24 protein-coding genes are annotated in these 24,174 nt (G+C 74.6%); 11 read left to right on the forward strand and 13 right to left on the reverse strand.

The window, feature by feature from the left end; all coding sequences use genetic code 11:
- Positions 1-6: 6 nt before the first annotated feature.
- The gene (locus QSK00_RS07650) at positions 7-1,038 is read left to right on the forward strand and encodes an NAD(P)-dependent alcohol dehydrogenase (protein WP_285589192.1); all 1,032 of its coding nucleotides are present in this window, start codon (positions 7-9) and stop codon (positions 1,036-1,038) included.
- A 45-nt stretch (positions 1,039-1,083) separates the two neighbouring features.
- Here QSK00_RS07650 and QSK00_RS07655 read toward each other — a convergent pair whose 3' ends face one another.
- From QSK00_RS07655 to QSK00_RS07665, 3 genes are all read right to left on the reverse strand, one after another.
- Complete coding sequence (locus tag QSK00_RS07655) at positions 1,084-2,265, reverse strand: MFS transporter (RefSeq protein ID WP_285589194.1); 1,182 nt, start codon at positions 2,263-2,265, stop codon at positions 1,084-1,086.
- Positions 2,265-2,921, reverse strand: coding sequence for a GntR family transcriptional regulator (locus QSK00_RS07660; RefSeq protein WP_285589196.1), 657 nt, complete (start codon positions 2,919-2,921; stop codon positions 2,265-2,267). Before QSK00_RS07660 ends, QSK00_RS07655 begins: the two co-directional genes overlap by 1 nt.
- Before the next feature lie 125 nt (positions 2,922-3,046).
- Positions 3,047-3,481 carry a GlcG/HbpS family heme-binding protein gene (locus tag QSK00_RS07665; protein WP_285589197.1) on the reverse strand — a complete coding sequence of 145 codons (435 nt, stop codon included), beginning with the start codon at positions 3,479-3,481 and terminating at the stop codon, positions 3,047-3,049.
- Between the two features lie 81 nt (positions 3,482-3,562).
- Here QSK00_RS07665 and QSK00_RS07670 point away from each other — a divergent pair, with 81 nt between their 5' ends.
- From QSK00_RS07670 to QSK00_RS07685, 4 genes are read left to right on the forward strand one after another with little or no spacing between them, the layout of a single operon-like run.
- Entirely contained in the window at positions 3,563-5,221 is a 1,659-nt protein-coding gene (locus tag QSK00_RS07670; RefSeq protein ID WP_285589199.1) for a SpoIIE family protein phosphatase, read from the forward strand.
- Positions 5,218-6,249, forward strand: a complete 1,032-nt coding sequence (locus tag QSK00_RS07675; RefSeq protein ID WP_285589201.1) for a cobalamin B12-binding domain-containing protein — start codon at positions 5,218-5,220, stop codon at positions 6,247-6,249. Before QSK00_RS07670 ends, QSK00_RS07675 begins: the two co-directional genes overlap by 4 nt.
- A complete protein-coding gene (locus QSK00_RS07680) occupies positions 6,225-6,587 on the forward strand; it encodes an STAS domain-containing protein (protein WP_285589204.1) in 363 nt (120 codons plus the stop codon). The genes QSK00_RS07675 and QSK00_RS07680 overlap by 25 nt, the downstream gene beginning before the upstream one ends.
- A gap of 46 nt (positions 6,588-6,633) precedes the next feature.
- Positions 6,634-7,449: a crotonase/enoyl-CoA hydratase family protein gene (locus QSK00_RS07685; RefSeq protein ID WP_285589205.1), complete on the forward strand. Its 816-nt coding sequence runs from the start codon at positions 6,634-6,636 to the stop codon at positions 7,447-7,449.
- Between the two features lie 67 nt (positions 7,450-7,516).
- Here the strand turns inward: QSK00_RS07685 and QSK00_RS07690 are convergent, their stop codons facing one another.
- The 7 genes from QSK00_RS07690 to QSK00_RS07720 form a co-directional block, all read right to left on the reverse strand.
- Entirely contained in the window at positions 7,517-8,671 is a 1,155-nt protein-coding gene (locus QSK00_RS07690) for a sensor histidine kinase (RefSeq protein ID WP_285589206.1), read from the reverse strand.
- An 8-nt stretch (positions 8,672-8,679) separates the two neighbouring features.
- Positions 8,680-9,300, reverse strand: a complete 621-nt coding sequence (locus QSK00_RS07695; RefSeq protein ID WP_285589208.1) for a response regulator — start codon at positions 9,298-9,300, stop codon at positions 8,680-8,682.
- A gap of 19 nt (positions 9,301-9,319) precedes the next feature.
- Complete coding sequence (locus QSK00_RS07700; protein ID WP_285589210.1) at positions 9,320-10,366, reverse strand: alpha/beta fold hydrolase; 1,047 nt, start codon at positions 10,364-10,366, stop codon at positions 9,320-9,322.
- 378 nt (positions 10,367-10,744) lie between these two features.
- Entirely contained in the window at positions 10,745-12,361 is a 1,617-nt protein-coding gene (locus tag QSK00_RS07705; RefSeq protein WP_285589212.1) for an acyl-CoA dehydrogenase family protein, read from the reverse strand.
- 41 nt (positions 12,362-12,402) lie between these two features.
- On the reverse strand, positions 12,403-13,047 hold the full coding sequence (locus QSK00_RS07710; protein WP_285589214.1) for an antibiotic biosynthesis monooxygenase: 645 nt from the start codon (positions 13,045-13,047) through the stop codon (positions 12,403-12,405).
- Positions 13,047-13,613 (reverse strand): nucleoside deaminase, encoded by a 567-nt coding sequence (locus QSK00_RS07715; protein ID WP_352231099.1) that lies wholly within the window; start codon positions 13,611-13,613, stop codon positions 13,047-13,049. The genes QSK00_RS07710 and QSK00_RS07715 overlap by 1 nt, the downstream gene beginning before the upstream one ends.
- A 113-nt stretch (positions 13,614-13,726) precedes the next feature.
- Positions 13,727-14,566 carry an aldo/keto reductase gene (locus QSK00_RS07720; protein ID WP_285589218.1) on the reverse strand — a complete coding sequence of 280 codons (840 nt, stop codon included), beginning with the start codon at positions 14,564-14,566 and terminating at the stop codon, positions 13,727-13,729.
- Between the two features lie 168 nt (positions 14,567-14,734).
- Between QSK00_RS07720 and QSK00_RS07725 the strand changes: the two genes are divergently transcribed.
- From QSK00_RS07725 to QSK00_RS07740, 4 genes are read left to right on the forward strand one after another with little or no spacing between them, the layout of a single operon-like run.
- Positions 14,735-15,067 (forward strand): 5-formyltetrahydrofolate cyclo-ligase, encoded by a 333-nt coding sequence (locus QSK00_RS07725; protein WP_285589221.1) that lies wholly within the window; start codon positions 14,735-14,737, stop codon positions 15,065-15,067.
- Positions 15,055-15,522, forward strand: a complete 468-nt coding sequence (locus tag QSK00_RS07730) for a 5-formyltetrahydrofolate cyclo-ligase (protein ID WP_285589223.1) — start codon at positions 15,055-15,057, stop codon at positions 15,520-15,522. Before QSK00_RS07725 ends, QSK00_RS07730 begins: the two co-directional genes overlap by 13 nt.
- A gap of 37 nt (positions 15,523-15,559) precedes the next feature.
- Positions 15,560-16,522: a cyclase family protein gene (locus tag QSK00_RS07735; RefSeq protein WP_285589224.1), complete on the forward strand. Its 963-nt coding sequence runs from the start codon at positions 15,560-15,562 to the stop codon at positions 16,520-16,522.
- The gene (locus tag QSK00_RS07740; protein ID WP_285589227.1) at positions 16,519-18,186 is read left to right on the forward strand and encodes an AMP-binding protein; all 1,668 of its coding nucleotides are present in this window, start codon (positions 16,519-16,521) and stop codon (positions 18,184-18,186) included. The genes QSK00_RS07735 and QSK00_RS07740 overlap by 4 nt, the downstream gene beginning before the upstream one ends.
- Positions 18,187-18,256: 70 nt before the next feature.
- Here QSK00_RS07740 and QSK00_RS07745 read toward each other — a convergent pair whose 3' ends face one another.
- A complete protein-coding gene (locus QSK00_RS07745) occupies positions 18,257-18,457 on the reverse strand; it encodes a hypothetical protein (protein ID WP_285589229.1) in 201 nt (66 codons plus the stop codon).
- Between the two features lie 56 nt (positions 18,458-18,513).
- Positions 18,514-19,056, reverse strand: coding sequence for an HdeD family acid-resistance protein (locus QSK00_RS07750; RefSeq protein ID WP_285589231.1), 543 nt, complete (start codon positions 19,054-19,056; stop codon positions 18,514-18,516).
- 85 nt (positions 19,057-19,141) lie between these two features.
- Here QSK00_RS07750 and QSK00_RS07755 point away from each other — a divergent pair, with 85 nt between their 5' ends.
- Both QSK00_RS07755 and QSK00_RS07760 read left to right on the forward strand, forming a co-directional pair.
- Positions 19,142-19,666: a DUF305 domain-containing protein gene (locus QSK00_RS07755; protein WP_285589233.1), complete on the forward strand. Its 525-nt coding sequence runs from the start codon at positions 19,142-19,144 to the stop codon at positions 19,664-19,666.
- Positions 19,667-19,868: 202 nt separating this feature from the next.
- Positions 19,869-23,255, forward strand: coding sequence for an arabinosyltransferase domain-containing protein (locus tag QSK00_RS07760; RefSeq protein WP_285589237.1), 3,387 nt, complete (start codon positions 19,869-19,871; stop codon positions 23,253-23,255).
- Here the strand turns inward: QSK00_RS07760 and QSK00_RS07765 are convergent.
- Positions 23,246-24,139: an isocitrate lyase/PEP mutase family protein gene (locus tag QSK00_RS07765; protein ID WP_285589240.1), complete on the reverse strand. Its 894-nt coding sequence runs from the start codon at positions 24,137-24,139 to the stop codon at positions 23,246-23,248. The two genes, QSK00_RS07760 and QSK00_RS07765, sit on opposite strands and share 10 nt — an antisense overlap.
- Positions 24,140-24,174 lie beyond the last annotated feature (35 nt).

Consider the following 24,174-nt stretch of genomic DNA (forward strand, 5'->3'; position numbering starts at 1 on the left):
GGCGGCATGCAGCGCGTCGCCGTCCTGACCGAGCCGGACCACGTCGTCCTGGAGGACCGCGAGGTCCCGGAACCCGGTCCGGGTCAGGTGCAGGTGCACGTCCGTGCGGTCAGCGTCTGCGGCTCCGACGTGCACTACTACGACCACGGCCGCATCGGTGGCTTCGTCATGCACGCCCCGCTGGTGCTGGGGCACGAGACCTCGGGCGTGGTCAGCGCCGTCGGGCCCGGGGTGACCGCACCCGCCGTCGGGACCCGCGTGGCGGTGGAGCCGCAGGCCGAGTGCGGGCGCTGCGCCCAGTGCCGGCAGGGCCGCTACCACCTGTGCCCGGACATCGCGTTCTTCGCGACCCCACCGGTCGACGGCTCCTTCGCCGAGTACGTCGTCGTTCCGGCACACCGGGCGCACCCCGTGCCCGACGCGCTCTCCGACGAGGCGGCCGCGCTGATCGAGCCGCTGTCGGTGGCGCTGCACGCCGCGGCCAAGGCCGACATCGGTCCGGGCTCGCGGGTGCTGGTCAGCGGCGCCGGGCCGGTCGGGCTGCTGTGCCTGCAGGTGGCGCTGGCCCGCGGGGCGTCGGCGGTCGTGGTCACCGACGTGATGGCGCTGCGCCGCGAGGCGGCCGCCGAGTACGGCGCCACGGCGACGGTCGACGCGAACGACCACGAGACCGGGCTCGCCGCGGTCGGCCGGACGCTCGGCCAGGCCGACGTCGTGCTCGAGTGCACCGGCGTGCAGCCCGCGATCGACCTCGCCGTGGCGGCGACCGCGCCCGCCGCGACGGTCGTGCTCGTCGGGACCGGGGCCACGGTGACGCTGCCGCTGGACGTGGTCCAGGCGCGGGAACTCGTGGTCAAGGGGACGTTCCGGTACGCCCACGTCTACCCGGCGGCGATCGACCTCGCGGCCTCCGGGCGCATCCGGCTCGACGACATGGTGACCTCGCACCACCCGCTGGAGGACGCGGTCGGCGCGCTGCTCGCGGCCCGCCGGGACCCGATGGCGCTCAAGGCCGTGGTGCACCCGTCCCGCTCATGACGGGACCGTCGTCGCCGGCACCCGGTGCCGGCCACGACGGTCCTGTCACCGGCGGGCGCGCGCCACGACGGCCAGCGAGACCAGCCCGAGCCCGCCGAGGACCCCGAACAGCACGCTGTAGGACACGGCGAGCGAGGCGACGGCGAGCACCGCGGGGACGATGAACCCGACGTAGGCCAGCGCGTAGAAGACGGCCGTCAGCCCGGCGAGGTGGCGGGGCGCGGCGAGGCGCTGGACCTCGGCGAGGCCGCTGACCAGCGCGAACCCGTACCCGGCGCCGAGCACGAGGGCCGCGACGATCGCGAGCACCACGCCCGGTGCCGCCGCGGTCCACGCCGCCAGCGCCATCCCGGCGACCGCGAAGAGCGCCGCCACCATGCCCCCGCGGGCGTCGTCGAGCCCGAGCCGCTTCGCCACCGACTGGGCGGCGACGCCGGCCACCAGGGTCACGGCGGTCATCAGCGCCGCGAACGCGATGGCGTGCCCGGGCACCGCGTCGGCCACCAGCGAGGGCAGCACGGCGTAGGCCACGCCGGCGCAGGTGAACACCCACGGCGCGACCGGCGCCACGACGGTCCAGAACTCGCGGTGGCCCCGGACCGGGATGCGCAGGTCGTCGCGCAGCCGTCCCGGCGAGGGCTCGGTGAGGGTCTCGGCGGTCCGGGTCGCCAGCAGGCCGAGTGGGATCCCGACGAGCACGTGCACCGCGTAGGAGAGCACCTCCGGGACCGGCGCCCACTGCGCCAGCACCCCCGCGGCGGCCGGCCCGAGCAGGAAGCCCAGCGTCAGCGACATCGCGGCGCGTGAGGAACCGCCCGCCGCGGAGAGCTCCTGGATCCACGTCGAGCCGACGGCCATCGCGACGCCGAGCGCGAGCCCCGCCAGCACCCGGCCGAGGAACAGGAGCGGCACGTCCTCGCCGCCGAGCGCCAGGACGAGGCTGCCCGCGATCGCCAGCGGCGGTGCGGCGAGCATGAGCGGCTTGCGCCCGAGCCGGTCGGACAGCGGACCGCCGACGAGCATGCCCGGCACGATCCCGAGCACGTAGGCGCCGAGCAGCACGTCGACCGTGGCGGTCGAGAACCCGCCGAGCTCGCGGTACATCACCATCAGCGGGGTGAACTGGTTGCCGCCCCAGGCGACGACGAACAGCGCCAGCCCCACCGGGAGCCAGCTCGTCCCCGTGACGTGCCGTCGCGCGTCCCGGGTCCGCAGGGTCGCCGTCATCAGCCGTGTCCTCCTCGATGGGTGTGGTCCAGGTGGGCCACGAGGGCGGTGCGGAAGCCCTCGACGTCGCCGGCGGCGACGAGGTCGCGCAGGATCCGGTGCTCGGCGAGCACCGACTCCGCGGTGGTGCTCCGGCGGCGGACCGACTCCGCGGTCATCCGCTGCTGGCGTTCGCGCAGCCCGCGGTAGAAGCCGGTGAGCAACGAGTTCCGGCCCGCCTCGGCGATGAGCCGGTGGAACTCGGCGTCGGCCACGGCGAAGGCGGCCAGGTCGGCGTCGTCGTGCGTCTTCTGCTGCACCGCGATGGTGTCGTCGAGCTCGCCGACCAGCGCGGCGAGGTCGTGCGGGCGCCGTGCGACGTCGGTGAGGGCGTGCGTCTCGAGCAGGGCCCGGGCGTCGAGCACCTCGTCGATCTCGCGGGGGGCGACGGGCACCACGAGCGCGCCACGCTTCGGGAACAGCCGCAGCCACCCCTCGACCTCGAGGCGCAGGAACGCCTCCCGGACCGGGGTGCGGGACACGGTGAGCGCCGCCGCGATCTCGCCCTCGCTCACCATCCGGCCGCCCTCGAGGTCGCCGGTCAGCACGCGGTCCTTCACGTGCCGGTACACGAGGTCGGCAGCGGAGCACGCAGAGGCACCACTGGTGGACAACATAGATACAAGTTAGCCCGACCGATCGGTGGGCCACAACCGTTCGTGGTCGGCCGCACACGGGCCGACGGCACTCCCGCTCTCAAGTCCGTCAGCGGGAGTGCCGTCCGCCCCGGAGGGCAGAGAGCTCAGGCTCCCGTGCGCGCCGTCAGCCCGGCGGCCTCGATGCCGGCGACGACGGCCTCCTCGTCGGCGGTCGAGGCGTCCCCCGAGGCGCCGGCGGCCCCGATGACCTCGCCGTCCGCGTCGGTGATGAACACCCCGCCCGGCACCGAGAACACCTTCCCGCCCGCGAGCGCGGCGACCGAGGTGAAGAACTCGGGGGAGTCGGACGCGCGCTGGGCGATGGCGCGGCTGTCCATCATGAGGCCGATGACGCCGTGCGCCTTCGCGATCGCGACGTCGGGGCGCAGGAAGCCCGACCCGTCGGCGCGACCGAGCGCGACGAGGTGCCCGCCGGTGTCCAGGACCGCCACGGTCAGAGGCTTGTAGCCCGCCGATTCGCCGTGCTTCAACGCCTCGGCGACGATGGTGCGGGCGTGCTCGTAGGTCAGGGAGCTCATGGCTCTCCCTTTCCCCGTCGGGACGGCCGTCACCCACCGTGCCCGTGAGTCGGGCGGACTCCGGGAGATACCGTGGAGCGCATGGACTCGACGATGCCGGCGGGGGCTCCCTCGCCGACACCGCCGAGGGGGCTGCGGAGCCTGCACGCACGGATGTTGTCCGGGATGTCCGAGGCGGTCGTGGTCACCGGGCCCTCCCACCCGGGTGGCGAGGAGATCGTGCACGCCGCCAACCCGGCGGCCGGGCGGCTGCTCCCGGGCCTCGTCGTCGGGACGCCCGTGGCGGACGCCGGGCACGACGCCTTGACCGACGCGGTCGTCCGGGCCCGGCCGGGTTTCGAGACCGAGGTCGCCGGCCGCGTCCTGGCCGCCCGGGCGGTCCGGCTGGACGACGACGGGGCCGTCGTCGACGCCCTCACCTGCTGGTACCTGCGGGACGTCACCGAGGAACGTCGCGGGTCGGCGTCGCTGGTGCGGGCGCAGGCGCGCGCCCAGTTCCTCGCGGAGGCCGGGCGCGCCCTGCACGGCGTGCTCCACCTCGACCGCACGCTGCGCACCGCGGCGTCGCTGGCCGCGGGCACCCTCGCGCCCACCGTGCTCGTGCTGCTCGCCGACGGCTCGGACGTCGTCCGTTGGGCGCGCGCCGACCGCGACGGGGCGCGCCCGCACACCGGTGAGATGACCCGCGCCGACCTGCGTGCCACCCCGCGCCTGCACGAGGCGCTCACCGGCCGGGCCCCGGTCGACCCGTGGGTCGGCGTCGAGCTCGCCGAGCTGCCGGTGTGGCACGAGCCCCCGACCGACCGGGTCGTGGCCGTCCCGGTGCCCGGCACCGTCGTCGCGGGGGTGCTCGTCCTGGTCGGCCCCGACCTCGACGACGACGTGCTGCCGCTCGGCGAGGAGTACGCGGTCCGCGTCGGCACCGCGCTGTCGGCCGCGGCGCTCTACCGCGAGCAGGCCCACCTCGGCCACGTGCTCCAGGCGAGCCTCGAGCCGCCGCCCCTGCCCGACGAGACCTCCGGCGGCCTGCTCGTGGGCAGCGCCTACCGGCCCGCGCGGGAGAGCCTGCGGGTGGGCGGCGACTTCTATGAGGTCCTGCCGCGCACCGCCGCCGGCCGCACCCCGTTCCTGCTGGGCGACGTCTGCGGCAAGGGCATCGAGGCCGCCGTGCTCTCCGGGCGCGTCCGGCAGTCGCTGCACGCCCTGCGCCTCGTCGAGCAGGACCCGGCGACCCTGCTGCGCCTGCTCAACGTCGCCCTGCTCGACGCCGCCGACCTCGACGCCCCCGGCGCCGCGGTCCCGATGCCGCGCTTCGCCACCATGGTGCTCGGCGACGCGGAGTCCCTTCCCGACGGCGGGTCGCGGCTGCGGCTCGCGACGGGCGGACACCCGCCGCCCTACGTGCTGCACGCCGACGGTCGGGTCGAGGAGGTCGACGTCGCCGGGTCGCTGGTCGGCGCCCTGCGCGACGCCGAGATCGGCCACACCGAGATCGACCTCGCCCCCGGCGAGACCTGCCTGCTCTACAGCGACGGCGTCACCGAGGCGCGCGGCGGTCCGGGCGGCCGCGAGTTCTACGGCGAGGAGCGTCTCGAGGCCGCGCTCGCCGGCTGCGTCGGGGCGCCCCCGCAGGTGGTCTGCGACCGGGTGCTGCAGCTGCTGTCCGACTGGCTGGGCGGTCGCGACCACGACGACGTGGCCCTGCTCGCCCTGCAGGCTCCCCGCGGGAGGCACGTGTGACCGCCCCGACGACGTCGACGACCGGACGGCGCGCGGACTACCTCGACCGGCTGGGCGCCTCCGACGAGGAGGGCGCGATCGCGGTGGCGCTCGCTGCGCTGGACGCCGGCCTCGACGTGGAGACCGTGCTGCTCGACGTCGTCGCCGAGGCCCAGCGCGAGGTGGGGGAGCGGTGGGCGGCCGGTTCCTGGACGGTGGTCCAGGAGCACATCGCCACCCACATCTCCGAGCGGGTCGTCTCCGCCGTCGCCCGCCACCGCCCGGCCGACCCGCCGACCGGGATCGGCCGCATCGCGGTGGCCTGCCTCGACGGCGAGTGGCACGCGCTGCCCGCCCGGCTGCTCGCCGAGGTGCTCGCCCGGCACGGCTGGGAGGTCACGTTCCTCGGCTCCAGCGTCCCCGCCGCCCAGCTCGCGGTGCACCTGCACGAGACCGGGCCCGACGTCGTCGCGGTCTCCAGTTCGCTGCCCTCCCGCCTCCCGGCGGCGCGCCGCATGGTCGAGGCCTGCCGCGCGTCCGGTATCCCGATCCTCGCCGGCGGCCCCGCGTTCGGCCCGCAGGGCGAGTGGGCCGGCGCCGTCGGGGCCGACGGGTGGGCGCCCGACGCCCGGGCCGCGGCGGCCCTGCTCGAGAACACCCTGCCGCGGCGTGACGACGGCCGCGTCGACGACGTCTCCCGCGAGGAGCAGGCACTGCTCCAGACCCGCCGTCCGGAACTGGTCGCCGGACTGGCCGCGCGGGTGCGGGCCGGCCATGGCACCGACCCGCTCGCCGACGACCAGCTGGCCGACGACCTGGGCCACCTCGTCGACTTCCTCGCCGCCGCCGTCTACGTCGACGATCCCGGTCTGCTGGCCCGCTTCCTGCGCTGGGTCGGCACCGTCGCCGTCCCGGGCGGCCTCGCCCGCGAGGAGCTGCGGGCGGTCGTCGAGGACCTCGTCGAGCGTCTGGGCGACTCGCCCCGCACCGTCGCGCTGCTCCGGTCCGAGCCCGTGCAGGAGGCGTGTTCCCCGGCGGCAGCGGCGTGATCGCGCCGGAGCCGGACTTCGCGGTCCGCATCGAGAAGGAGCAGGTCCCCGACGTCGGGCCCCGGGTGCTCGTCGTCGTCACCGGGGACGTCGACTACACGCACTTCGGCGAGCTCGAGACGGCGCTCGAGCACGAGATCGGCCGGTCGACGGGGCCGCTCGACCTCGTTGTCGACCTCACCGCCGTGCCCTACTGCGACTCCTGCGGGATGCGCGTCCTGCTCGGCGCCTCGCAGCAGGTCGCGGCCGGCGGCGGCGTCTTCGGGCTGCGTGGGGTCCACGGCCAGGTCGCCCGTGCCCTGAAGCTCACCGGTCTGGACCGGGTGCTCGGCGCCTGACGGGTCGGGTTGAGCGGTCCCGACGACGGGTGATCTAGTCCGGGGCATGACCTCCCTGCCCGAGTCCCTGGAGACCCTCGCCGTCGACCGGCCCGCCGAGCACGTCGCCCGGGTCTCGCTGGTGGCGCGCGCGATGTCGCCGACGTTCTTCGCCGAGCTGCCGCAGGTCATGGCGGCCCTGGACGCCGACCCCGGGACGCGCGCGATCGTGGTCACCGGGGTGGAGGGACGGTTCTCCTACGGTCTCGACCTGCAGGCCGCCGCCGGGTCGCTCGGCGGGGTGCTGGGCGACCCGAGCGCGAAGAACCGGGAGTGGTTCCTGCGCCACGTCCGGGAGCTGCAGGGGTCGATCACCTCGGTGGCCGACTGCCGGACGCCGACGGTGGCCGCGGTCCAGGGCTGGTGCGTGGGCGGCGGGGTCGACCTCGCCACGGCCTGCGACATCCGCCTGGCCGGGGCCGACGCACTGTTCTCGGTCCGCGAGGTGCGCATGGCGATGGTGGCCGACATCGGGTCGCTGCAGCGCCTCGTCGGCATCGTCGGCGACGGGTTCCTCCGCCAGCTCGCCCTCACCGGCGAGGACGTCCCCGCCGCCGAGGCCGAGCGCATCGGCCTGGTCAACCGCACGTACGCCTCGGAGGACGAGCTGCAGGCCGCGGCCCTCGAGCTCGCCGGGCGCATCGCCGCCAACTCCCCGCTCGTCACCCGCGGCATCAAGGACGTCCTCGACGCCGAGCGCGCCCCCCGGGTCGAGGCCGGCCTGCGCTACGTGGCGGCCTGGAACGCGGCCTTCCTCCCCAGCGCCGACCTGCAGGAGGCGTTCACGGCGTTCGCCGAGAAGCGGGCGCCGCGGTTCGACTGATCGGCCGCACGCCGCCGCGAGCGAGCGGCACTCTCGCAGCATCCATGTGCGCGAAAGTGCCGTTCGTTCAGGACGGGGCGACCCCCGGCACCCGGACGACGGTCCGGGTGCCCGGCGCCGTGGTGTCCAGCGTGAAGGTCCCGCCGACGCCCTCGACGCGGGCCCGCGTCGAGGCCAGCCCGATGTGCCCGTCGGCCAGCCGGGCCGCGAGGACCGACCGGTCGACGCCCACTCCGTCGTCCGACACCTCCAGCGTCCGGCCGCCGCCGTCGTCGTGGACCGCCACCCGCACGTGCCCGGCCCGCGCGTGCTTCGCGACGTTCGTCAGCAGCTCGCGGGCGACGCCGAAGAGCAGTCGGTCGTGCGGGCCGGCGGGGAGCAGCCCGCCGTCGACCGTCACCGCGAACCCGGCCTGGGCGGCCGCCCGCTCCGCGACCCGGCGCACCGCGACCACCAGCCCCGCCTCGTCGAGCACGTAGGGGTGCAGCGCGAACACGACCTCGCGGATCTCGCGGATGCCGGTGCGCAGCGCCTCGTCGGCGGCCTCGGCGCCGTCCAGCTCGTCGAGCTCCTGGCCGGCGACGAGGAGGGTCTGCAGGGCGTGGTCGTGCAGGTCCTCGGCGAGCCGCCGCCGTTCGCGGGCCTCGGCGTCGAGCACCTGGGCGGTGAGCGCGTCGGCGTCGGCGAGCAGCGCGCGGATGCGGGTCGCGCGCCGGGCGAGCACGACCGAGAGCAGGAACGTCGCGACCGCCACGAGCGTGAGCACCGCGGCCTCGGCGGCGAGGGTCGCGACCGTGATGTCGGGCCGCTCGATCGCGGCGGTGAGGACGAACGACGCGAGTGTGGCCACCCCGACCCCGGCCGAGAGCGCCGGCCGGTACCGGAACGCCGCCATCACGGGGATCACGACGTAGGCCAGCGTCGGCAGGGTCCCGCCCCCGCCGGCGAGGAGGGAGAGGACGGTGATGGCGACGAGGTCGGACGTGGTCGCGATGAGCCCGGTCGTCGGCGCGACCGGCCGGCGGGTCACCTTCGCGAACCAGCCGACCGCGAACAGGCCGTAGGCCGCGAGCACCACCCAGAAGCCGACGCCCTCGACCCGGGTCTGGTCGAGCACGCCCGCGAGCGCCAGCAGCGCGACCAGCCCGAAGCGCATCAGGCTCGTCGTCCGGGACGCCTCGGCCTGGAACTGCGCGAGCGCCCGCTCGGCCGGGGTGCTCACTCCCGCCGTCACTCCAGCAGCCCGCGCCGCATCGCCTCGGCCACCGCGGCCGCGCGCTCGGTGACCTCCAGCTTCTCGTACATCCGCTGCACGTGGGTCTTGACGGTGCTCGGCGCGACGTAGAGCTGCTTCGCGATCGCCGGCGTCGTCAGACCCTGCGCCATCAGCCGCAGGATCTCGGTCTCGCGCTCGGACAGGGCGGGTCCGCGGTCGGCCCGCCGGTGCCGGATCTCCCCGGCGAGGCCCGCCGCGAGGTCCGCCGGCAGCACGGTGCCGCCGTCGGCCGCCGTCCGCACCGCCTCCACCAGTTCCCGACGACGGGTCTCCTTCGGCAGGTAGCCCGCCGCGCCCTCCTCGATCGCGCCGTACACGAGCGTCGCGTCGGTGAACGCCGAGAGCACCACGATGCGGGTGGCGAGCCCGTCGCGGGCCGCGCGCCGGACGATCTCGGTGCCGTCGAGCCCGGGCATGCGGTGGTCCACGAGGGCGACGTCGGGGCGGTGCTCGACGATCGCCGCCAGCGCCGCCTCGCCGTCGTCGGCCTCCCCGACGACGTCGATCCAGCCGCTCCCGGTCAGCGCCCGGACGACGCCGTCGCGGTACATCTCGTGGTCGTCGGCGACGACCACGCGGATCCTCTCCCGGGAGTCACGCACTCGCCCAGAACTCCGTCGCGACCTCGAGCCACCGGTCCGCGGCGTCGATGTGCGGGCCGTGCCCGGACTCCGCGAACATCTCCGTCCGCGCCCGGCCGCCCGCCTGCTCGTAGGCCGCCAGCACGTCCCGGATCTGCGTAACCATCGGCTGCGGCGGGAACACGTCGGCGCCCGGCCAGCCCGGCACGATCCCGGCCTGCCCCAACGTGCCGAGCTCGAGCATCGACCCGTCGGCCACGACCACGTCCCGCGTCCCGTGCGTCCACAGCACCGGCGGCAACGGGTCGAGCTCGGGCAGCCACGACCAGTCGCAGTACTTCGGCGAGAGCGCGTTCAGCAGGCCGCGCGTGCCGGGGGCGGCGCCGGGCCAGTTCTCCGAGGTCGTGGCGTCGCCCGGGTAGCCGTCCTCGTCGATCCGCGACAGCAGGATCTCGTCGACCAGCAGGTCCACGCGCTCCGCCGGCAGGGTCACGTCGGGCGACCAGTAGGTGCCGGTCATGACGTTGCGCGGGCTCAGCGGGGAGTCGGCGGACCGGTCGCCCTCGCGCAGCCTCGCGATGAACTGCGGGTTGGCGACGCCCGCGCCCGACCCCGCGAAGTCCTCGAAGCAGGGCCGTCCGTCGGGGTGGGTGCCGCCGTAGCCGTGGGGGCTGACGGGGTCGAGGAAGAGCAGGCTCGCCACCGGTCGCTGCCGGGCGACGAGGGCGATCGCCGCCCCCGCCGTCGACCACCCCACGAGGTGCGGGCGCTCGATCCCGAGGGTGTCGAGGTAGGAGACGAGGTCGTCGGCCCAGTCGCCGAGCCCGCGCGTCGCGTCGATCGGGGCGGCCTCGGTGCGCCCGAAGCCGCGCATGTCGGGGGCGAGGAACCGCCACCGGTCGCTCGCCGGGCTCATCAGGTGCTCGAAGAAGCGGCCGGTCGACAGGTTGCCGTGCACCAGCACGACCGGTTCCCCGTCCGCCGGGCCCGACGTCAGGTGGTGGATGCGGATACGGGCGTCGACGGTCCCGGCCTCGACACCGGGCAGCAGCTCACTCATGGTGCGCGGAACGCTAGTGCCGCTCGGCCGTTCGCGGAACGACCCCGACGACGGCCCGATCCGGTGCTGCTGCGCGTCGCGCACACATTCGGCCGGGGGGCACGGTCGGTGCCGGCGACCCCAGCGCGTCCCGCACCCAGATCGGTGAGCCGCCCGCCCGGGCCTCCATGATCACGTCGAGTGGCCGCCATGGCTGATGTCGATCTTCGATACGGCCATGACGGTCCCATCGACGAGATCATGGAACCTGGTCGCAGCCGCCGTCGCCCCTGCGGCCGAGGAGTGTGTGCGCGACGCGCTGGGGTGTGCAGACCTGTGGCCTCGAGGGAGCGGAGTGTGTGCGCGACGCACACCGAGTCGACCCGACGTCGGGAAGACCTACCCGAGCGGGACCCGGGCGAGGATGCCGTCGACGTCGACGCCCCGGGGGAGCGTGCCGAAGGCGGCACCGTGCTCGCCGGCGACGCGGGAGCCGACGAACGCGTCCGCGACCGCCGTCGGCGCGTGCCGGACCAGCAGCGACCCCTGGAGCACGATCGCGAGGCGCTCGGCGAGCCAGCGGGCGCGGTCCTCGGCGACGTCGCGCAGGTCGTCCTGGACGGCCTTCCACGCCGCGTCGAGCCGGTGGTCGGCGCCCGCGGCGAGCTCGACCTCGGCGCGGTAGGCCTCGAGGGCGGCCGGCTCGCGGGAGAGCACCCGGAGGAGGTCGAGGGCGTTGACGTTGCCCGAGCCCTCCCAGATGGAGTTCAGCGGCGACTCGCGGAACAGGCGCGGCATGCCCGACTCCTCGACGAATCCGTTGCCGCCGAGGCACTCCAGCGCCTCGCCGACGACCGCGGTCTGGCGCTTGCAGATCCAGTACTTGCCCAGGGTCACGCCGATGCGGCGGAAGGCGGCCTCGTGCTCGTCGGTGACGGAACGGTCCTGGGCGCCGGCGAGGCGCATCGCCAGGGCGACCGCCGCCTCCGACTCGACGGTCAGGTCCGCCAGCACCGCGCGCATCAGCGGCTTGTCGATCAGCGCGGACCCGAACGCCGACCGGTGCCGCAAATGCCACGCCGCCCGCCGGACCGCGTCGCGCATCCCGGCCGCCGAGCCCAGGGCGTTGTCCAGCCGGGTGCAGGCGACCATCTCGATGATCGTCCGGACCCCGCGGCCCTCGTCGCCGACCCGGAACCCGATCGTCCCGTCGAACTCCGGCTCGCTGGAGGCGTTCGAGCGGTTGCCGAGCTTGTCCTTGAGCCGCTGGATCGCGAACGCGTTGCGCGACCCGTCGGGGAGAATCCGCGGGACGAGGAAGCAGGTCACCCCCGCGGCGGTCTGCGCGAGCACCAGGAACACGTCGCACATCGGGGCGCTGGTGAACCACTTGTGGCCGGTGAGCGAGTAGGTGCCGTCGGCGTTCGGCGTCGCCGTCGTCGTGTTGGTGCGGACGTCGGAGCCGCCCTGCTTCTCGGTCATCCCCATGCCCGCGAGCAGGCCCGCCTTCGACGTCGGCTCGGCGAGTCCGGGCTGGTAGACCCGCGACATCAGGCCCGGCCCGTACTGCGCGAACAGCTCGGGCGCGACGCGCAGCGCGGGCACGACGGCGTGCGTCATCGACACCGGGCAGCCGTGACCCGCCTCGGCCTGCGACCACACGAGGAACCCCGCCGCACGGGCGACGTGCTGCCCCGGCCGGCCCTCCCACACCGCGCCGGCGAACCCGCGGGACACGGCCTCGCCGAGCAGGGCGTGGTAGCCCGGGTCGTAGTCGACCTCGTCGACCCGGTACCCGAACCGGTCGTGCGTGCGCAGGACCGGCTCGTGGTGGTGCGCGGCGTCGGCCCACGCGCGGACCTCGGCGCTGCCGACGCGCCGCCCCGTCTCGTGCAGCTCGTCGAGCGACCATCCCGCGCCCTCGCGCTCGACCGCCTCGAGCAGGGGCGGGTCGGCGGCCGCGTCGAAGCCGACGAGGTCGGGAGCCTGGTTCGTGACGACGTGGGTGGGCGCCATCCCCTGATCCCACCACGGCCGGCTACCCGTGGGTAGGGCCGTCAGATGAGGAGGGCGAAGACGGCCGCCGCCACGGTCAGCACCCCGAGGGAGACGAGCGTGCCCAGCACGTCGGTCCGCGGCTGCGGCGCGCCGGGGGCCGGTTCGAGCCACCGGCCCAGGGCCCGGGTGACGAGGGGCATGACGATCCACGTCAGCACGCTGACCGACGTCACGTTGCCGACCAGCAGGGCCGCCCACAACGGGGCCGCCGGCCAGAGCGCGGACAGTCCGAGGGTGAGCAGGACGACCGTCGGGTAGAGCCCGACCAGCACCGACAGCGCCGTCTTCCAGGACGGCGTGACCGGGCCGGGCGCACCGGTCGTCGGGAACCAGCTCCCGAAGGAGGCCGGGACCCGCTGGAGCCGGAAGTGGTGGAACCGTTCGCTCTCGCCGATCAGACGGGCGCGTACGGGGGAGTCGAGCCAGGTCTCCAGGTCGTGCTCGGAGGCGAACCGGGTCACCGCGACCCAGTCGTCCTGCACCCCGGCGACCGGCGGGTGCAGCTCGGTACCGCGATGGCCCGGGGACCGGCGTTCGGCGTCGGTCATCCGGTGCTGCCAGGCGAGGAAGGCGGCCTCGTCGTCGTGCGGGACGTGGTGGGCGACGACGACGGTGACGAGGTCGGTCGCCCGGTCGACGCTCATCAGTAGGGGTGCCGGTCGGGGACGGTCAGGTACTCCTCGTACACCGCCGCTCCGAGGTCCGGGCGGAGCTGCTCGATCTTGATGCGGCGCTCGGACAGCGGCCGCTGGAAGTCCTCGTACTGGAACTGGTCGTCGAACCCCGCCCCGCGCGTGGCCTCGAGGTCGTTGGCGAAGTAGACGGCGTCGCAGCGCGCCCAGTAGATCGCGCCCATGCACATGGGGCAGGGGATGCCGCTGGTGTAGACCTCGGTGCCCATGAACATCCGGGCCCGCGCCTCGACGACGTCCGGGGAGCCCTCCGGGCGCGGGACGAGCGCGAGGTGGCCCTCGGCGCGCTGCTCGGGGGCGATCGTCGGCGCGTAGGGGTGCAGCACGGTCGCGGCCTTGCGGAGCATCTCGACCTCGGCGTGGGCGGTGACGTCGCCGGTGAGCAGCACCCGGTTCTGACCGCGCGCGACGATCTCGCCGTCCTTCGCGAGCACCGCGCCGAACGGGCCGCCCCACCCCTTGCGGACCGACTCCGCCGCCAGCCGGCAAGCCTCCGCCATCAACTCGTCGTGGGTCATGCGTGGCCTCTCGCCGGGGTCCGCGGGGTTGCGGACGCGGCGAACGCTAGGCCGTATGGCGAACCTCTGATAGCTCGTTCGGAGTAACGAGTGGTCTCGGATCGGCCACGTGCTCAGAGGATCTCGAGGGCGCGCTTGCGGTCCGGGGGCGGGAAGGCGGCGTCGAGCTCCGAGAGGTCGTCGTCGGTGAGGTGCACGTCGAGGGCCCCGCGGTTCTCCGCGATGCGCTCCGGCGTCGAGGTCTTCGGGATCGCGATCGTGCCGGGGCGGCGGAGCACCCAGGCCAGCGCGACCTGGGCGGGGGTGGCGTCGTGGCGGTCGGCGATCCCGCGCAGCGCGGGCGCGCGGAGGAGCCGGCCCTGCTCGACGGGGGAGTAGGCCATCACCGGGACGCCGTGCCCGGCGCACCACGGCAGCAGGTCGTACTCGGGGCCGCGGCGGGTCAGGTTGTAGAGGATCTGGTCGGTGGCCACGGCCCGGCCCCCGGCGGGCCCGACCAGCTCCTCCATGTCGTCGGTGTCGAGGTTGCTGACGCCCCACGCACCGATCTTTCCGGCGGCCTGCAGCTCCTCGAAGGCGGCGACGGTGTCGGCGAGCGGGTAGCGCCCCCGCCAGTGCAGCAGGTAGAGGTCGATCCGGTCGGTGCGCAGCCGGCGCAGGGCGCGCTCGGCGGCCTCGACCGTGCCCCGACGCGACGCGTGCGAGGGCAGCACCTTGTCGACCAGGAACGCCTCGTCCCGCCGTCCGGCCAGGGCCTCGCCGACCAGCTCCTCCGACCCGCCGTCGGCGTACATCTCCGCGGTGTCGATCAGCGTGATCCCCTGGTCCAGCGCCGCCCGCAGGGAGGCGATCTCGTCCCGACGGCGGGACGGGTCCTCCGCGTAGTGCCAGGTCCCGGCGCCGAGGACCGGGACGGGCGTGCCGTCGGGCAGGGACGTGGTGGGGATGCTCATCAGGGCGGATGCCTCCGGGGGTGAGCACCCAATCCCACGTCCGGTCGTCGGTCGGCGGTCACCGAGCGTCACCCGTGAGTTCGAGACGTGCCGTGGAACCGGGATCGGTCGCACCGGTCCTGCGGAGTGCGCCGCGTGGCCCGCTCGCCGGCACGCGAGGATCCGGGCATGCCGAAGGCCCACGACCACGACGCCGGCGGCGACGCCGACACCCTCGCCGCGAAGCAGGAGCTGCGCGAGCAGGTGTGGGCGCGCCTGTCCGAGGAGAAGCAGGCGCGCTTCCCGGGCGCCCGCAACCGCATCCCGAACTTCGTGGGGGCCGAGAAGGCGGCCGAACGGCTCCGGGAGACCGACGTCTGGCGGAACGCCCGCACGCTCAAGTGCAACCCGGACTCGGCGCAGTGGCCCGTCCGGCAGCGGGCGCTCGAGGACGGCAAGACCGTGTACATGGCCGTCCCGCGCCTCGCCGAGGAGAACCCCCTATCGGCGTGCTCCCCTTGACTCCTGCTCAAGACCCGGACGACCTCGGCGGCCGCACCCCGCGCCAGGCCTCGTCGATCAAGGGTGCGAGCGCGGCCGGACGCACGGTGGCGGTGGAGGACCTGGAACCGGTCGACCTCGTCGTCACCGGCTGCGTGGCGGTCACCGAGGACGGTGCCCGGCTCGGCAAGGGCGGCGGGTTCTCGGACCTGGAGTACGCGATCGCGTTCGCCGCCGGGCTCATCCGGGCCGACACCCCCGTCGTCACGACCGTGCACGAGCTGCAGGTCGTCGACGCGATCCCGACGGTCGGGCACGACGTCACGCTGGACCTGTTCCTCACCGCGGAACGCAGCCACGCCTGCCGTCGGGAGAACCGTCACGAACCCGGCATCGCGTGGGAGGAGCTGACCGAGGAGAAGATCGAATCCATCCCGCTCCTGGCTTCCCGCCGCCACATGCGCATGGCACCGTGAGATCCGGGTCACGCACTCGACGACGAGGAGACAGACGATGGCCGACGCACCCTCGATGGCGGAGCTGCTCGGGGACAACCCCCCGAAGAACTGGGGCAAGTGGGGCGACGACGACGAGGTCGGCTCGCTGAACTACCTCGACGCCGCCCAGGTGCTCCGCGGGGTCGCGAGCGTGAAGAACGGGCAGGTCTTCACGCTGCAGTGCCCGATGGGCCACCCGCACGGCGACCCGGTCTTTCCGGGCCGGGAGGGCATCAAGCGCGAGATGGTGTGGGACCAGGAGCTGTTCGAGTCCGGCCAGGGCCCGTCGTTCCCGGGCGGCCTCCGCGCGACCGACGACAAGGCCGAGATTTTCCTCCAGGGGTCCTCGCAGTACGACGCGCTCGGCCACGCCTGGTACGACGACACGCTGTGGAACGGCCGCTCGGCCGACACCACGAACGGCGGCGGGATGAGCTGGGCCTCGGTCCTGCCCATCGCGGAGCGGGGGATCGCCGGGCGCGGCGTCCTCGTCGACATGGCGCGCCACCGCGGGAAGGAGTGGCTGGACAAGGGCGAGACCTTCACCCACGCCGACCTCGAGGAGGCCGCGGCGAAGCAGGGCACCTCCATCGAGGACCGCGACATCCTGCTCGTGCGCACCGGGTTCCTGAAGTACTTCTACGCGACCCCCGCCGAGGAGTTCTACGAGGACTTCGTGGAGCCGGGCCTGACCTACTCCCGCGAACTCGTCGAGTGGTTCCAGACCAAGGAGATCCCGAACCTCGTCACCGACACGATCGCGAACGAGGTCACGGCGGACCCGGAGACCGGCGTCCTGCTCCCGCTGCACGCGTCGCTGCTGCGCAACCTCGGGATCAGCCTCGCCGAGATCATCTGGCTCGACGACCTCGCCGACGCGTGCGCCGCCGACGGCCGCTGGGACTTTCTCTACACCGCCGCGCCGCTGAAGATCCACGAGGCGACCGGGTCGCCCGTCAACCCGGTGGTGATCCGATGACCTCGGTCTACGAGGAGAAGCCCTGGCTCGCGCGCTACCGGGACGACTACAACCACGGCGCGGTCACGAACGAGTACCCGAGCGCGCTGCACATGGTCCGCGCGGCCGTCGAGCGCGACCCGGACTGCCGGATCGTCCGGTACTTCGACGGCGGCCTGACGCTGCGGGAGCTCGACGAGCTCTCCGACGCCTTCGCCGTGGCCCTGACCGAGCGCGGCTTCGCCAAGGGCGACCGCCTCGCCACGTACCTGCAGAACATCCCGCAGGTGCTGGTGGTCGTCGTCGGGACCTGGAAGGCCGGCGGCATCGTCGTCAGCGTCAACCCGATGTCGCGGCAGCGGGAGCTCACGACGATCCTCACCGACTGCGAGGCGACGGCGATCGTCGCGCAGGAGGACCTGTGGTCGATCGCGAGCGAGGTGCTGCCGAACACGAGCGTCCGGACCGCGTTCACCACGTCGGCGCTGGAGTTCCAGACCCGGCACGACGAGCGCCTCTTCACAGGCATGGAGCGGATCGACTGCGACGGGGCCGAGGACCTGACGACGGTGCTGGAGCAGTTCCGCGGTCGGACGCCGGAGCCGGTGGAGCTGAGCGGGGACGACGTCGCCTTCCTCGGCTACACGAGCGGGACGACGGGTCCGCCCAAGGGTGCGATGAACACGCACGCCAACATCGTGTTCAACGCCCAGACCTACCGGGACTGGATCCAGCTCGGGCGGGACGACTCGGTGTTCGGGGTGGCGCCGCTGTTCCACATCACCGGCGTCGTGGGGCACATGGCGATCGCGCTGCTGCTGCCCTGCCCGCTGGTGCTCGCCTACCGGTTCGAGCCCGGCGTCGTGATCGACGCGATCCGGGAGCACCGGCCGACGTTCTCGATCGGGTCGATCACGGTGTTCATCGCGATGATGAACGCGCCCGGGGTGGACCGGGACGCGCTGTCGTCGATGGTCAAGGTCTACAGCGGCGGCGCGCCGATCCCGCCGTCCACGGTCAAGGCCTTCCAGGACCAGTTCGGCCACTACATCCACAACTTCTACGGGCTCACCGAGACCAACTCGCCGTCGCACGGGGTGCCGCTGGGCGCCACGGCGCCGGTCGACGAGGCCTCGGGCGCGCTGTCGGTGGGGGTGCCGGTGTTCGACACCGTCGTGCGGATCGTGCGCGACGACGGGACGGACGCCGACGTGGGGGAGGTCGGGGAGATCGTCACCCGCGGCCCGCAGGTGGTGCCCGCGTACTGGGGCAAGCCCGAGGAGACCGAGAAGGCCCTGCGCGGGCCGGGCGGCGTCGTCGAGCTCAAGACCGGCGACGTCGGGTACATGGACGCCGAGGGCTGGTTCTACGTCGTCGACCGCAAGAAGGACCAGATCAACGCGGGCGGCTACAAGGTCTGGCCGCGCGAGGTGGAGGACGTCCTCTACGAGCACCCCGCGGTCCGCGAGGCGGCCGTCGTCGGGGTCCCGGACGAGTACCGGGGCGAGACCGTGAAGGCGTTCGTCTCGCTGCGCCCCGGGCAGTCGGCGGAGCCCGACGAGCTCATCGCGTTCTGCAAGGAGCGGATGTCGGCCTACAAGTACCCGCGGCAGGTCGAGCTGCGGGACGAGCTGCCGAAGACGGTGACCGGCAAGCTGCTGCGCCGGGAGCTGCGGGGGACGTAGCTCCGGATCCGAACGAACGGCCCTCTCGCGCGCATCGATGCTGCGAGAGTGCCGTTCGCTCGTTCCGGGGTCAGGCGCCCGCCAGCACCTCGTCGAGCACCCCGGTGCGGACGTCGGCCACGAGGTCGGCGAGCTGGACCAGGCTCATCTGGATGCGCTGGCCGAAGTCGTCGGTGATGACGACGCGGCGGTCGTCGTCCGCGGCCGGGTCGAGGTAGAGCTCGGGGCAGCCGCAGTTGCACTGGCCGCAGAACGTCGCGATGTGGATCATGCCGCTCGACCCTAGGAGCCGGCCCGCCGACGAGGGGTCGTCCGATCGGGTCGGCTTCAGCGCGACGCGCGCCGCAGGCTCAGGGCGAGGCCGATCTCGGAGGCGCCGCGCAGCAGGAACCCGAACCCCGCGAGCAGGGCGATCGTCCCGACCGCGGCGCCCGGCGAGAACAGCAGGATCACGGCCGCGAGCAGGGCGAGCACACCCATGCCGATGTTCCAGCCGCGGTGCTCCTTCGAGCGGGCGGCGACGAAGAGGTCGTTGATCCCGGCGAAGAGGAACCACAGCAGCAGGCCGACGACCATGATCGTCACGCCGGTGCCCGGGAAGAAGATCACCAGGATGCCGGCGAGCGCGGTGATCACTCCGAAGATCACGACCCACCACCGGCCGGGCGCCCCGTGCTGCACGCGCAGCGCCACGGTCGCCTCGATGATCCCGGAGATCAGCAGGCCGATCCCGAGGAACACCGCGAGGACCAGGACGGTGGCGATGGGGAAGACGAGGGCGATCAGGCCGACGATCACCCCGAGGATGCCGTCGGCGAGGATCCAGCCCCAGCGCTTGGACACCTGGCGGAGGTCGATCGAGGAGGTCACGCGTCGTGCCTACTCGTTCCGTGGCGCGCTGACCAGCACCGCCGGGTGTACGGCGCGCCAACAGCCGCTCGGGCAGGGTGGGACCGTGTTCCGCGCCCTCCTGGTCCTCCTGGCCTTCCTGACGGCGGGCTGCGCCGCGACCCCCACCGCGACGCCCGCCCCCGCGGCCGACGACGCCGGGTTCGCCACGATGATGATCCCGCACCACGAGCAGGCCCTCGACCTGTCGGCGTTGGTGGCCGGCCGGACGACCGACCCGACCGTCACCGACCTGGCGTTCCGCATCGACCGGGAGCAGGTCGAGGAGGTCGGGCAGCTGCAGGGATTCCTGAACCTGCGCGGCGCGCCGACCCCGGCGCCGACGGGGGCCATGGCCGGCATGGCGGGCATGGCCGATGCCGCCACGCTCGACCGGCTCCGGGCCGCGTCGGGACCCGCCTTCGACCGCCTGTGGCTGCAGACCATGACCGCCCACCACGAGGGCGCCCTGACCATGGCGCGGGACTACCTCGCGGGGCCACCCGGCGCGCTCTCCGAGTTCGCGCGGACGCTGCTGCGCACCCAGCAGATCGAGATCGACCGGATGCGGGCCGCGCTCGGCCCGGTGTGATCACCTGATCGGCGGCATCATCCATCGAACCGGATCGGTCGTTGGAGCGGAGACGGAGTGATCCGACGTCGCCGTCCGCATCCCCGGGAGCCTCCTCCTGACGACCACCTCGCCCACCGAGCGGATCAGCGCGCCGCTCCTCGAGGAGCCGCCGCCGGAGGGCCCGTCGCCCACCCGCCCCGACCGGGCGCCCCTGCGGCGGGTGCTGCGCCTCGTCGCCGCGCTCGCGGCCCTGGTCGTCGGGATCGCGTCCGTCGTCGTGGCCCTCGCGGTGCCCGGCGCGCCGGTGGAGTCGTCGACGTCGACGGTGAGCTGGCCGCGCGCGGGAGCGGCGCCCGAGCCGACGACGCTGTTCCTCGTCCCGTACCGGCCGGTCTCGCTCGAGGTGACCGTCCCGTGCGGGGCCGTGCAGGCGGCGCGGGCCCGGACCGCGGACACGACGGTGTTCGCGACCACGGTGGGCGCCCCCGCCGACGCCCTCGCCGTGCGGACGCGGGCCGCCACCGACGACGGCTCCGCCGCCCTCCAGGTGATCTCGAGCGGGCGCGTGGTGCCGGTCGAGGTCCCGGCGGACAACTGCGGGCTGCGGCTCGTCGCGGACGCCTCCGGCCTGACCGTGACCGTCGGCGACCGCGTCGCGGCCACCGTCCCCGGGGCCCCCGTCCCGGAGGTCTTCGCCGCCACGACCGACCTCACCGGCCGCGACGCCGACGGGCTCGCCCTCACGGCCCGGACCCCGGCGTGGTTCGACAACGCGCCCGCCCCGGAGAAGTCGGCCCTCCTCACGGCTCAGCCCCAGCTCGCCCTCGTCGGCCTGCTGCTCGTCCTGCTCGCCGGCGTCCTCGCCCCGCCGCGCCGCGGGGACCGGACCCTCCGCGAGTTCGCCTCGGTCCGCGGTCTCGCGATCGCGCGGACCCGCTGGCGCCGGGCCCGACGACGGGTCCGCGCGGCCGTCCTGCGCACGGTCGCGGCTCCGTGGGTGCTCGCCCGGTTCGCGGTGGACGCCGTCGTCGCCGTCGGCCTGGCCTGGTGGTCGATCGTGGGCCCGCTGACCGACGACGACGGCTTCGCCGCGGTGATCGCCCGCGAGATCCGCGACGGCGACGTCGGCAACTACTACCGCTGGTTCAACGCCTCCGAGGTCCCGTTCGCCACCAACCAGCGCCTCCTCGCGGGCTTCCTCGACGACGGGATCGGTCCGCTCGCGCTCCGGACGCCGAGCGTGCTGGCCGGGCTGCTGACCTGGGTGGTGCTGACCCGCGGCGTGCTGCGGCCCGCGCTCGGCCCGGCCGGTCGGAGCGTGGCGGTCCGTGCGCTCGCCGCGGTGGCGTTCGCGGTGTGGTGGCTGCCCTACGACCTCGGGACGCGCCCGGAGCCCGTCGTCGCGCTCGGGACGGTCGTCGTGACCGCCCTGGTGCTCCGCGCGGTCCGCCCGGCCACCGGATACGTCGTCGGGCACCCCGTCGTCCTGCTCGCGGTCGCCGCCCTCGCCGCGGCGCTCACGATCACCGTCGCGCCCTCCGGGGTCATGACGGCGGCGCCCTTCCTGCTCTGCCTGCCCCGGGTGCTGCGGGCCCTGACCGCCGGCGAGCGGGAGGACGGCCGGGTCGCCCGGGTGACGCAGGCGGTCCTGCCGGCGGCGCACGTCGCGGTGGTCGTGGGTCTCGCCGCGGTCGCCCTCGTCGTCGTGTTCACCGACCAGTCGTGGCACGGGTTCGGCGTCGCGACCGAGATCCACCGCCAGATCGGCCCGAACCAGCCCTGGTACGCGGAGTGGCTGCGCTACGGCTACCTCTTCGGGGAGGACTCCTGGGGCGCGGCGGCCAAGCGGGTGCCGGTGGTCGTCGGGCTGGTGCTGGCGGGCACCGGGCTGGTGGTGCTGGCGCGCGGCTCCGGGGCGGAGCGGGGGCGGTCCTGCGACGGCGTGCTCGGCCGCGAGTCCGTCCTGCTCCTCGGTCTGCTGCCGGCGGGGTTCGGCCTGCTCGCGGTGACGCCCTCGAAGTGGTCGCACCACTACGGCGCGCTCGCCGGGTTCGGGGCGATCGGGATCGTGGCCACGGCCGTCGCGCTGTGGCGGGCGAGCCGGCACCGCGACCGGGTCGTCGCGGCGACCGCCGGTGTCGCGGCGCTGCTGCTCGCCCTCGGCGGCGCCTTCGCCTTCGCCGGCCCGAACGCCTGGTGGGCCTACTCCGGGTTCGGCATGCCGGGGTCGACGGGCCCGCAGCACCCGTTCGACGCGGTCGCCCTCTGGTTCCTGGTCGCCGTCGTGGCCGCCGTGGTGGCGGTCGTCGTCGTGGTGCGGTGGCAGCGGGCCCCCGACGACGGGCCGCCGCTGGTCGCCGCCGCGGTGGCCGCGGCCCCGCTGGTCCCCGCCGCGACCGCCGTCGTCGTCGTGGTGGTCTCGGTCCTGCTCCTCGGCTCGTCCTTCGCCACGGCCGCCGACCGCGGGGACCGGTACTCGCTCGCGGCGCAGAACCGGGCCGAGCTCGCCGGGACGCCGGGAGCGTGCGGGCTGCAGGACCGCGTCGAGGTGCTGCAGACCGTTCCTGCCGGGCCGCTCACCCCGGTCCGGGGGTCGACGGCGACGATGTCCGGCTTCGTCGCGGACGGCGGGGCCGTCGACCCGCCCCCGCTGCGACCGGACCAGACGGACGGGACCGACGGCACGCCCGACACCCGCGACGGCCGCTTCACGTGGGGGAGCCGCGCCGACGGGGACGGGTCGGTCGGGGAGATGACCACCGGCTGGTTCGGGCTCACCCGGCCCACCGGGGACGAGGAGCTCGCCGTCGGCGTCGCCGGCCGCACCTCCGACGGCGCCTCGCTGACCTGGGAGTTCGGGCGGGGTGACCGGGTGGTCGGGGAACGGCCCGTCGTCGAGGACCCGGAACCCGACCGCGGGTACCGGGGCTACGCGGGCACCGCCGAGCAGGAGCGGCTCCAGGACGCCGGGGTCCGGCTCGACCGCTGGCGCACCGTCACCGTCCCGGCCGCCGAGGTCCCGGCAGGCGCCGACCGTGTGCGGCTGCGCGCGACCGACGACCGCACCGACACGGGCGGCTGGATCGCCTTCACCGGCCCGCGGGTCGTCGCACCGGAGCCGCTCGACCGCTGGCTCGCCGACCGCGGACCGGTGCTCGTCGACTGGGCGATCGCGTTCGCGTGGCCGTGCGCGGGAGCGCTGCCGCGGGTCGCGGGCGGGGTCGCGCAGACCCCCGGCGCGATCATCACCACGCCGACGGCACCCTTCGACCCGGTGCCCGGCGAGCGCACCACCAACCCCAGCCCGCCGGGCGACATCGTCCCGGAGCGCTGGACGGGCGGCACCGGCGGACTGTTCCTCGGGCAGGACTCGGGCGGCAGCTTCGCCGGGCTGGAGGCCGTCGGATCCCTGCGCGAGCTCGACACCCGCCTGCCCGACGAGCCCGGCCGGCGGTGGGGGCGTGTCCTCGTGCCGGACCTCGACGACCTGGGGACCGACCGGTACGACGTCGCGACGAGCACCCGGACCGTCCCGGGCACCGGGGGCGACCCGGCCCCGACGGTGGACCCGCAGGTGCGCTCACAGGGCGAAGCCACCTACCGGTAGCGCTGCTCCAGCTCCCGCACCTCGGAGATCCCCACGACCTCGGTGAAGGCGTCGAGACCGGGCACGTCGAGCTGCTCCAGGGCGCCGGTGGGGGAGCCGTGCTCGGTCAGGTGCTCCAGCATCTCGCGCACCCCCGAGGCGGCGGCGAGCAGCGTCGACACCGGGTAGAGCACGAGCGCGAACCCGAGCTCGGCGAGCCGGGAGAGCGGCGGCAGCGGGGTGCGCCCGCCCTCGGCGCCGTTGAACACGAGCGGGTGACCGGACAGGGCCGACGCGACCTTCTCCAGGTCGTCGCCGGAGGTGGGGGCCTCGACGAACAGCAGGTCCGCCCCGGCGTCGGCGAACGCCCGGGCCCGCTCGATCGCGGCGTCCACGCCGAACATCTGGGCGGCGTCGGTGCGGGCGATGAGGACCAGGTCGGGGTCGGTCCGCGCGTCCACGGCGGCCCGGATCTTGGCCACCATCTCCTCGAGCGGCACGACCTCCTTGCCGGCCAGGTGCCCGCACTTCTTCGGCATCACCTGGTCCTCGAGGTGCAGCCCCGCCACGCCGGCCTGCTCGTACTCGCGCACGGTGCGGATGACGTTGATCGGGTTGCCGTAGCCGGTGTCGGCGTCGGCGATCAGCGGCACGTCGATCACCGACGCCATCCGCCGCGCGTTGTCGACCATCTCGGCCTGCCCGAGGAGCCCGACGTCGGGACGCCCGAGCAACGAGGCCGTGGTGCCGAAGCCGGTCATGTAGACGACGTCGAACCCGGCCTGCTCCACGAGGCGCGCGGTGAGCGCGTCGTAGGCCCCGGGGGCGACGACGGGGCGTCCCGACCCGAGCAGCGCACGCAACCGCGCCCGACGTCCGCTGGGGTGGCTCAGCAGATCCGCCATGACCCGTCCCTCCTCGTTGTGTACAACCGCGCAAA

The organism is Actinomycetospora sp. NBRC 106378, assembly GCF_030269685.1.
Classification (GTDB): Bacteria; Actinomycetota; Actinomycetes; order Mycobacteriales; family Pseudonocardiaceae; genus Actinomycetospora.

What these genes read in the sequence shown, in the direction of transcription:
- QSK00_RS07720 (WP_285589218.1), bottom strand. Translation starts at nt 14,566, where the DNA reads ATGAGCATCCCCACCACGTCCCTGCCCGACGGCACGCCCGTCCCGGTC.
- QSK00_RS07705 (WP_285589212.1), bottom strand. Translation starts at nt 12,361, where the DNA reads ATGGCGCCCACCCACGTCGTCACGAACCAGGCTCCCGACCTCGTCGGC.
- QSK00_RS07650 (WP_285589192.1), top strand. Translation starts at nt 7, where the DNA reads ATGCAGCGCGTCGCCGTCCTGACCGAGCCGGACCACGTCGTCCTGGAG.
- QSK00_RS07685 (WP_285589205.1), top strand. Translation starts at nt 6,634, where the DNA reads ATGACCTCCCTGCCCGAGTCCCTGGAGACCCTCGCCGTCGACCGGCCC.
- QSK00_RS07715 (WP_352231099.1), bottom strand. Translation starts at nt 13,613, where the DNA reads ATGACCCACGACGAGTTGATGGCGGAGGCTTGCCGGCTGGCGGCGGAG.
- QSK00_RS07665 (WP_285589197.1), bottom strand. Translation starts at nt 3,481, where the DNA reads ATGAGCTCCCTGACCTACGAGCACGCCCGCACCATCGTCGCCGAGGCG.
- QSK00_RS07670 (WP_285589199.1), top strand. Translation starts at nt 3,563, where the DNA reads ATGGACTCGACGATGCCGGCGGGGGCTCCCTCGCCGACACCGCCGAGG.
- QSK00_RS07740 (WP_285589227.1), top strand. Translation starts at nt 16,519, where the DNA reads ATGACCTCGGTCTACGAGGAGAAGCCCTGGCTCGCGCGCTACCGGGAC.
- QSK00_RS07700 (WP_285589210.1), bottom strand. Translation starts at nt 10,366, where the DNA reads ATGAGTGAGCTGCTGCCCGGTGTCGAGGCCGGGACCGTCGACGCCCGT.
- QSK00_RS07735 (WP_285589224.1), top strand. Translation starts at nt 15,560, where the DNA reads ATGGCCGACGCACCCTCGATGGCGGAGCTGCTCGGGGACAACCCCCCG.
- QSK00_RS07745 (WP_285589229.1), bottom strand. Translation starts at nt 18,457, where the DNA reads ATGATCCACATCGCGACGTTCTGCGGCCAGTGCAACTGCGGCTGCCCC.
- QSK00_RS07765 (WP_285589240.1), bottom strand. Translation starts at nt 24,139, where the DNA reads ATGGCGGATCTGCTGAGCCACCCCAGCGGACGTCGGGCGCGGTTGCGT.
- QSK00_RS07655 (WP_285589194.1), bottom strand. Translation starts at nt 2,265, where the DNA reads ATGACGGCGACCCTGCGGACCCGGGACGCGCGACGGCACGTCACGGGG.
- QSK00_RS07710 (WP_285589214.1), bottom strand. Translation starts at nt 13,047, where the DNA reads ATGAGCGTCGACCGGGCGACCGACCTCGTCACCGTCGTCGTCGCCCAC.
- QSK00_RS07660 (WP_285589196.1), bottom strand. Translation starts at nt 2,921, where the DNA reads ATGTTGTCCACCAGTGGTGCCTCTGCGTGCTCCGCTGCCGACCTCGTG.
- QSK00_RS07725 (WP_285589221.1), top strand. Translation starts at nt 14,735, where the DNA reads ATGCCGAAGGCCCACGACCACGACGCCGGCGGCGACGCCGACACCCTC.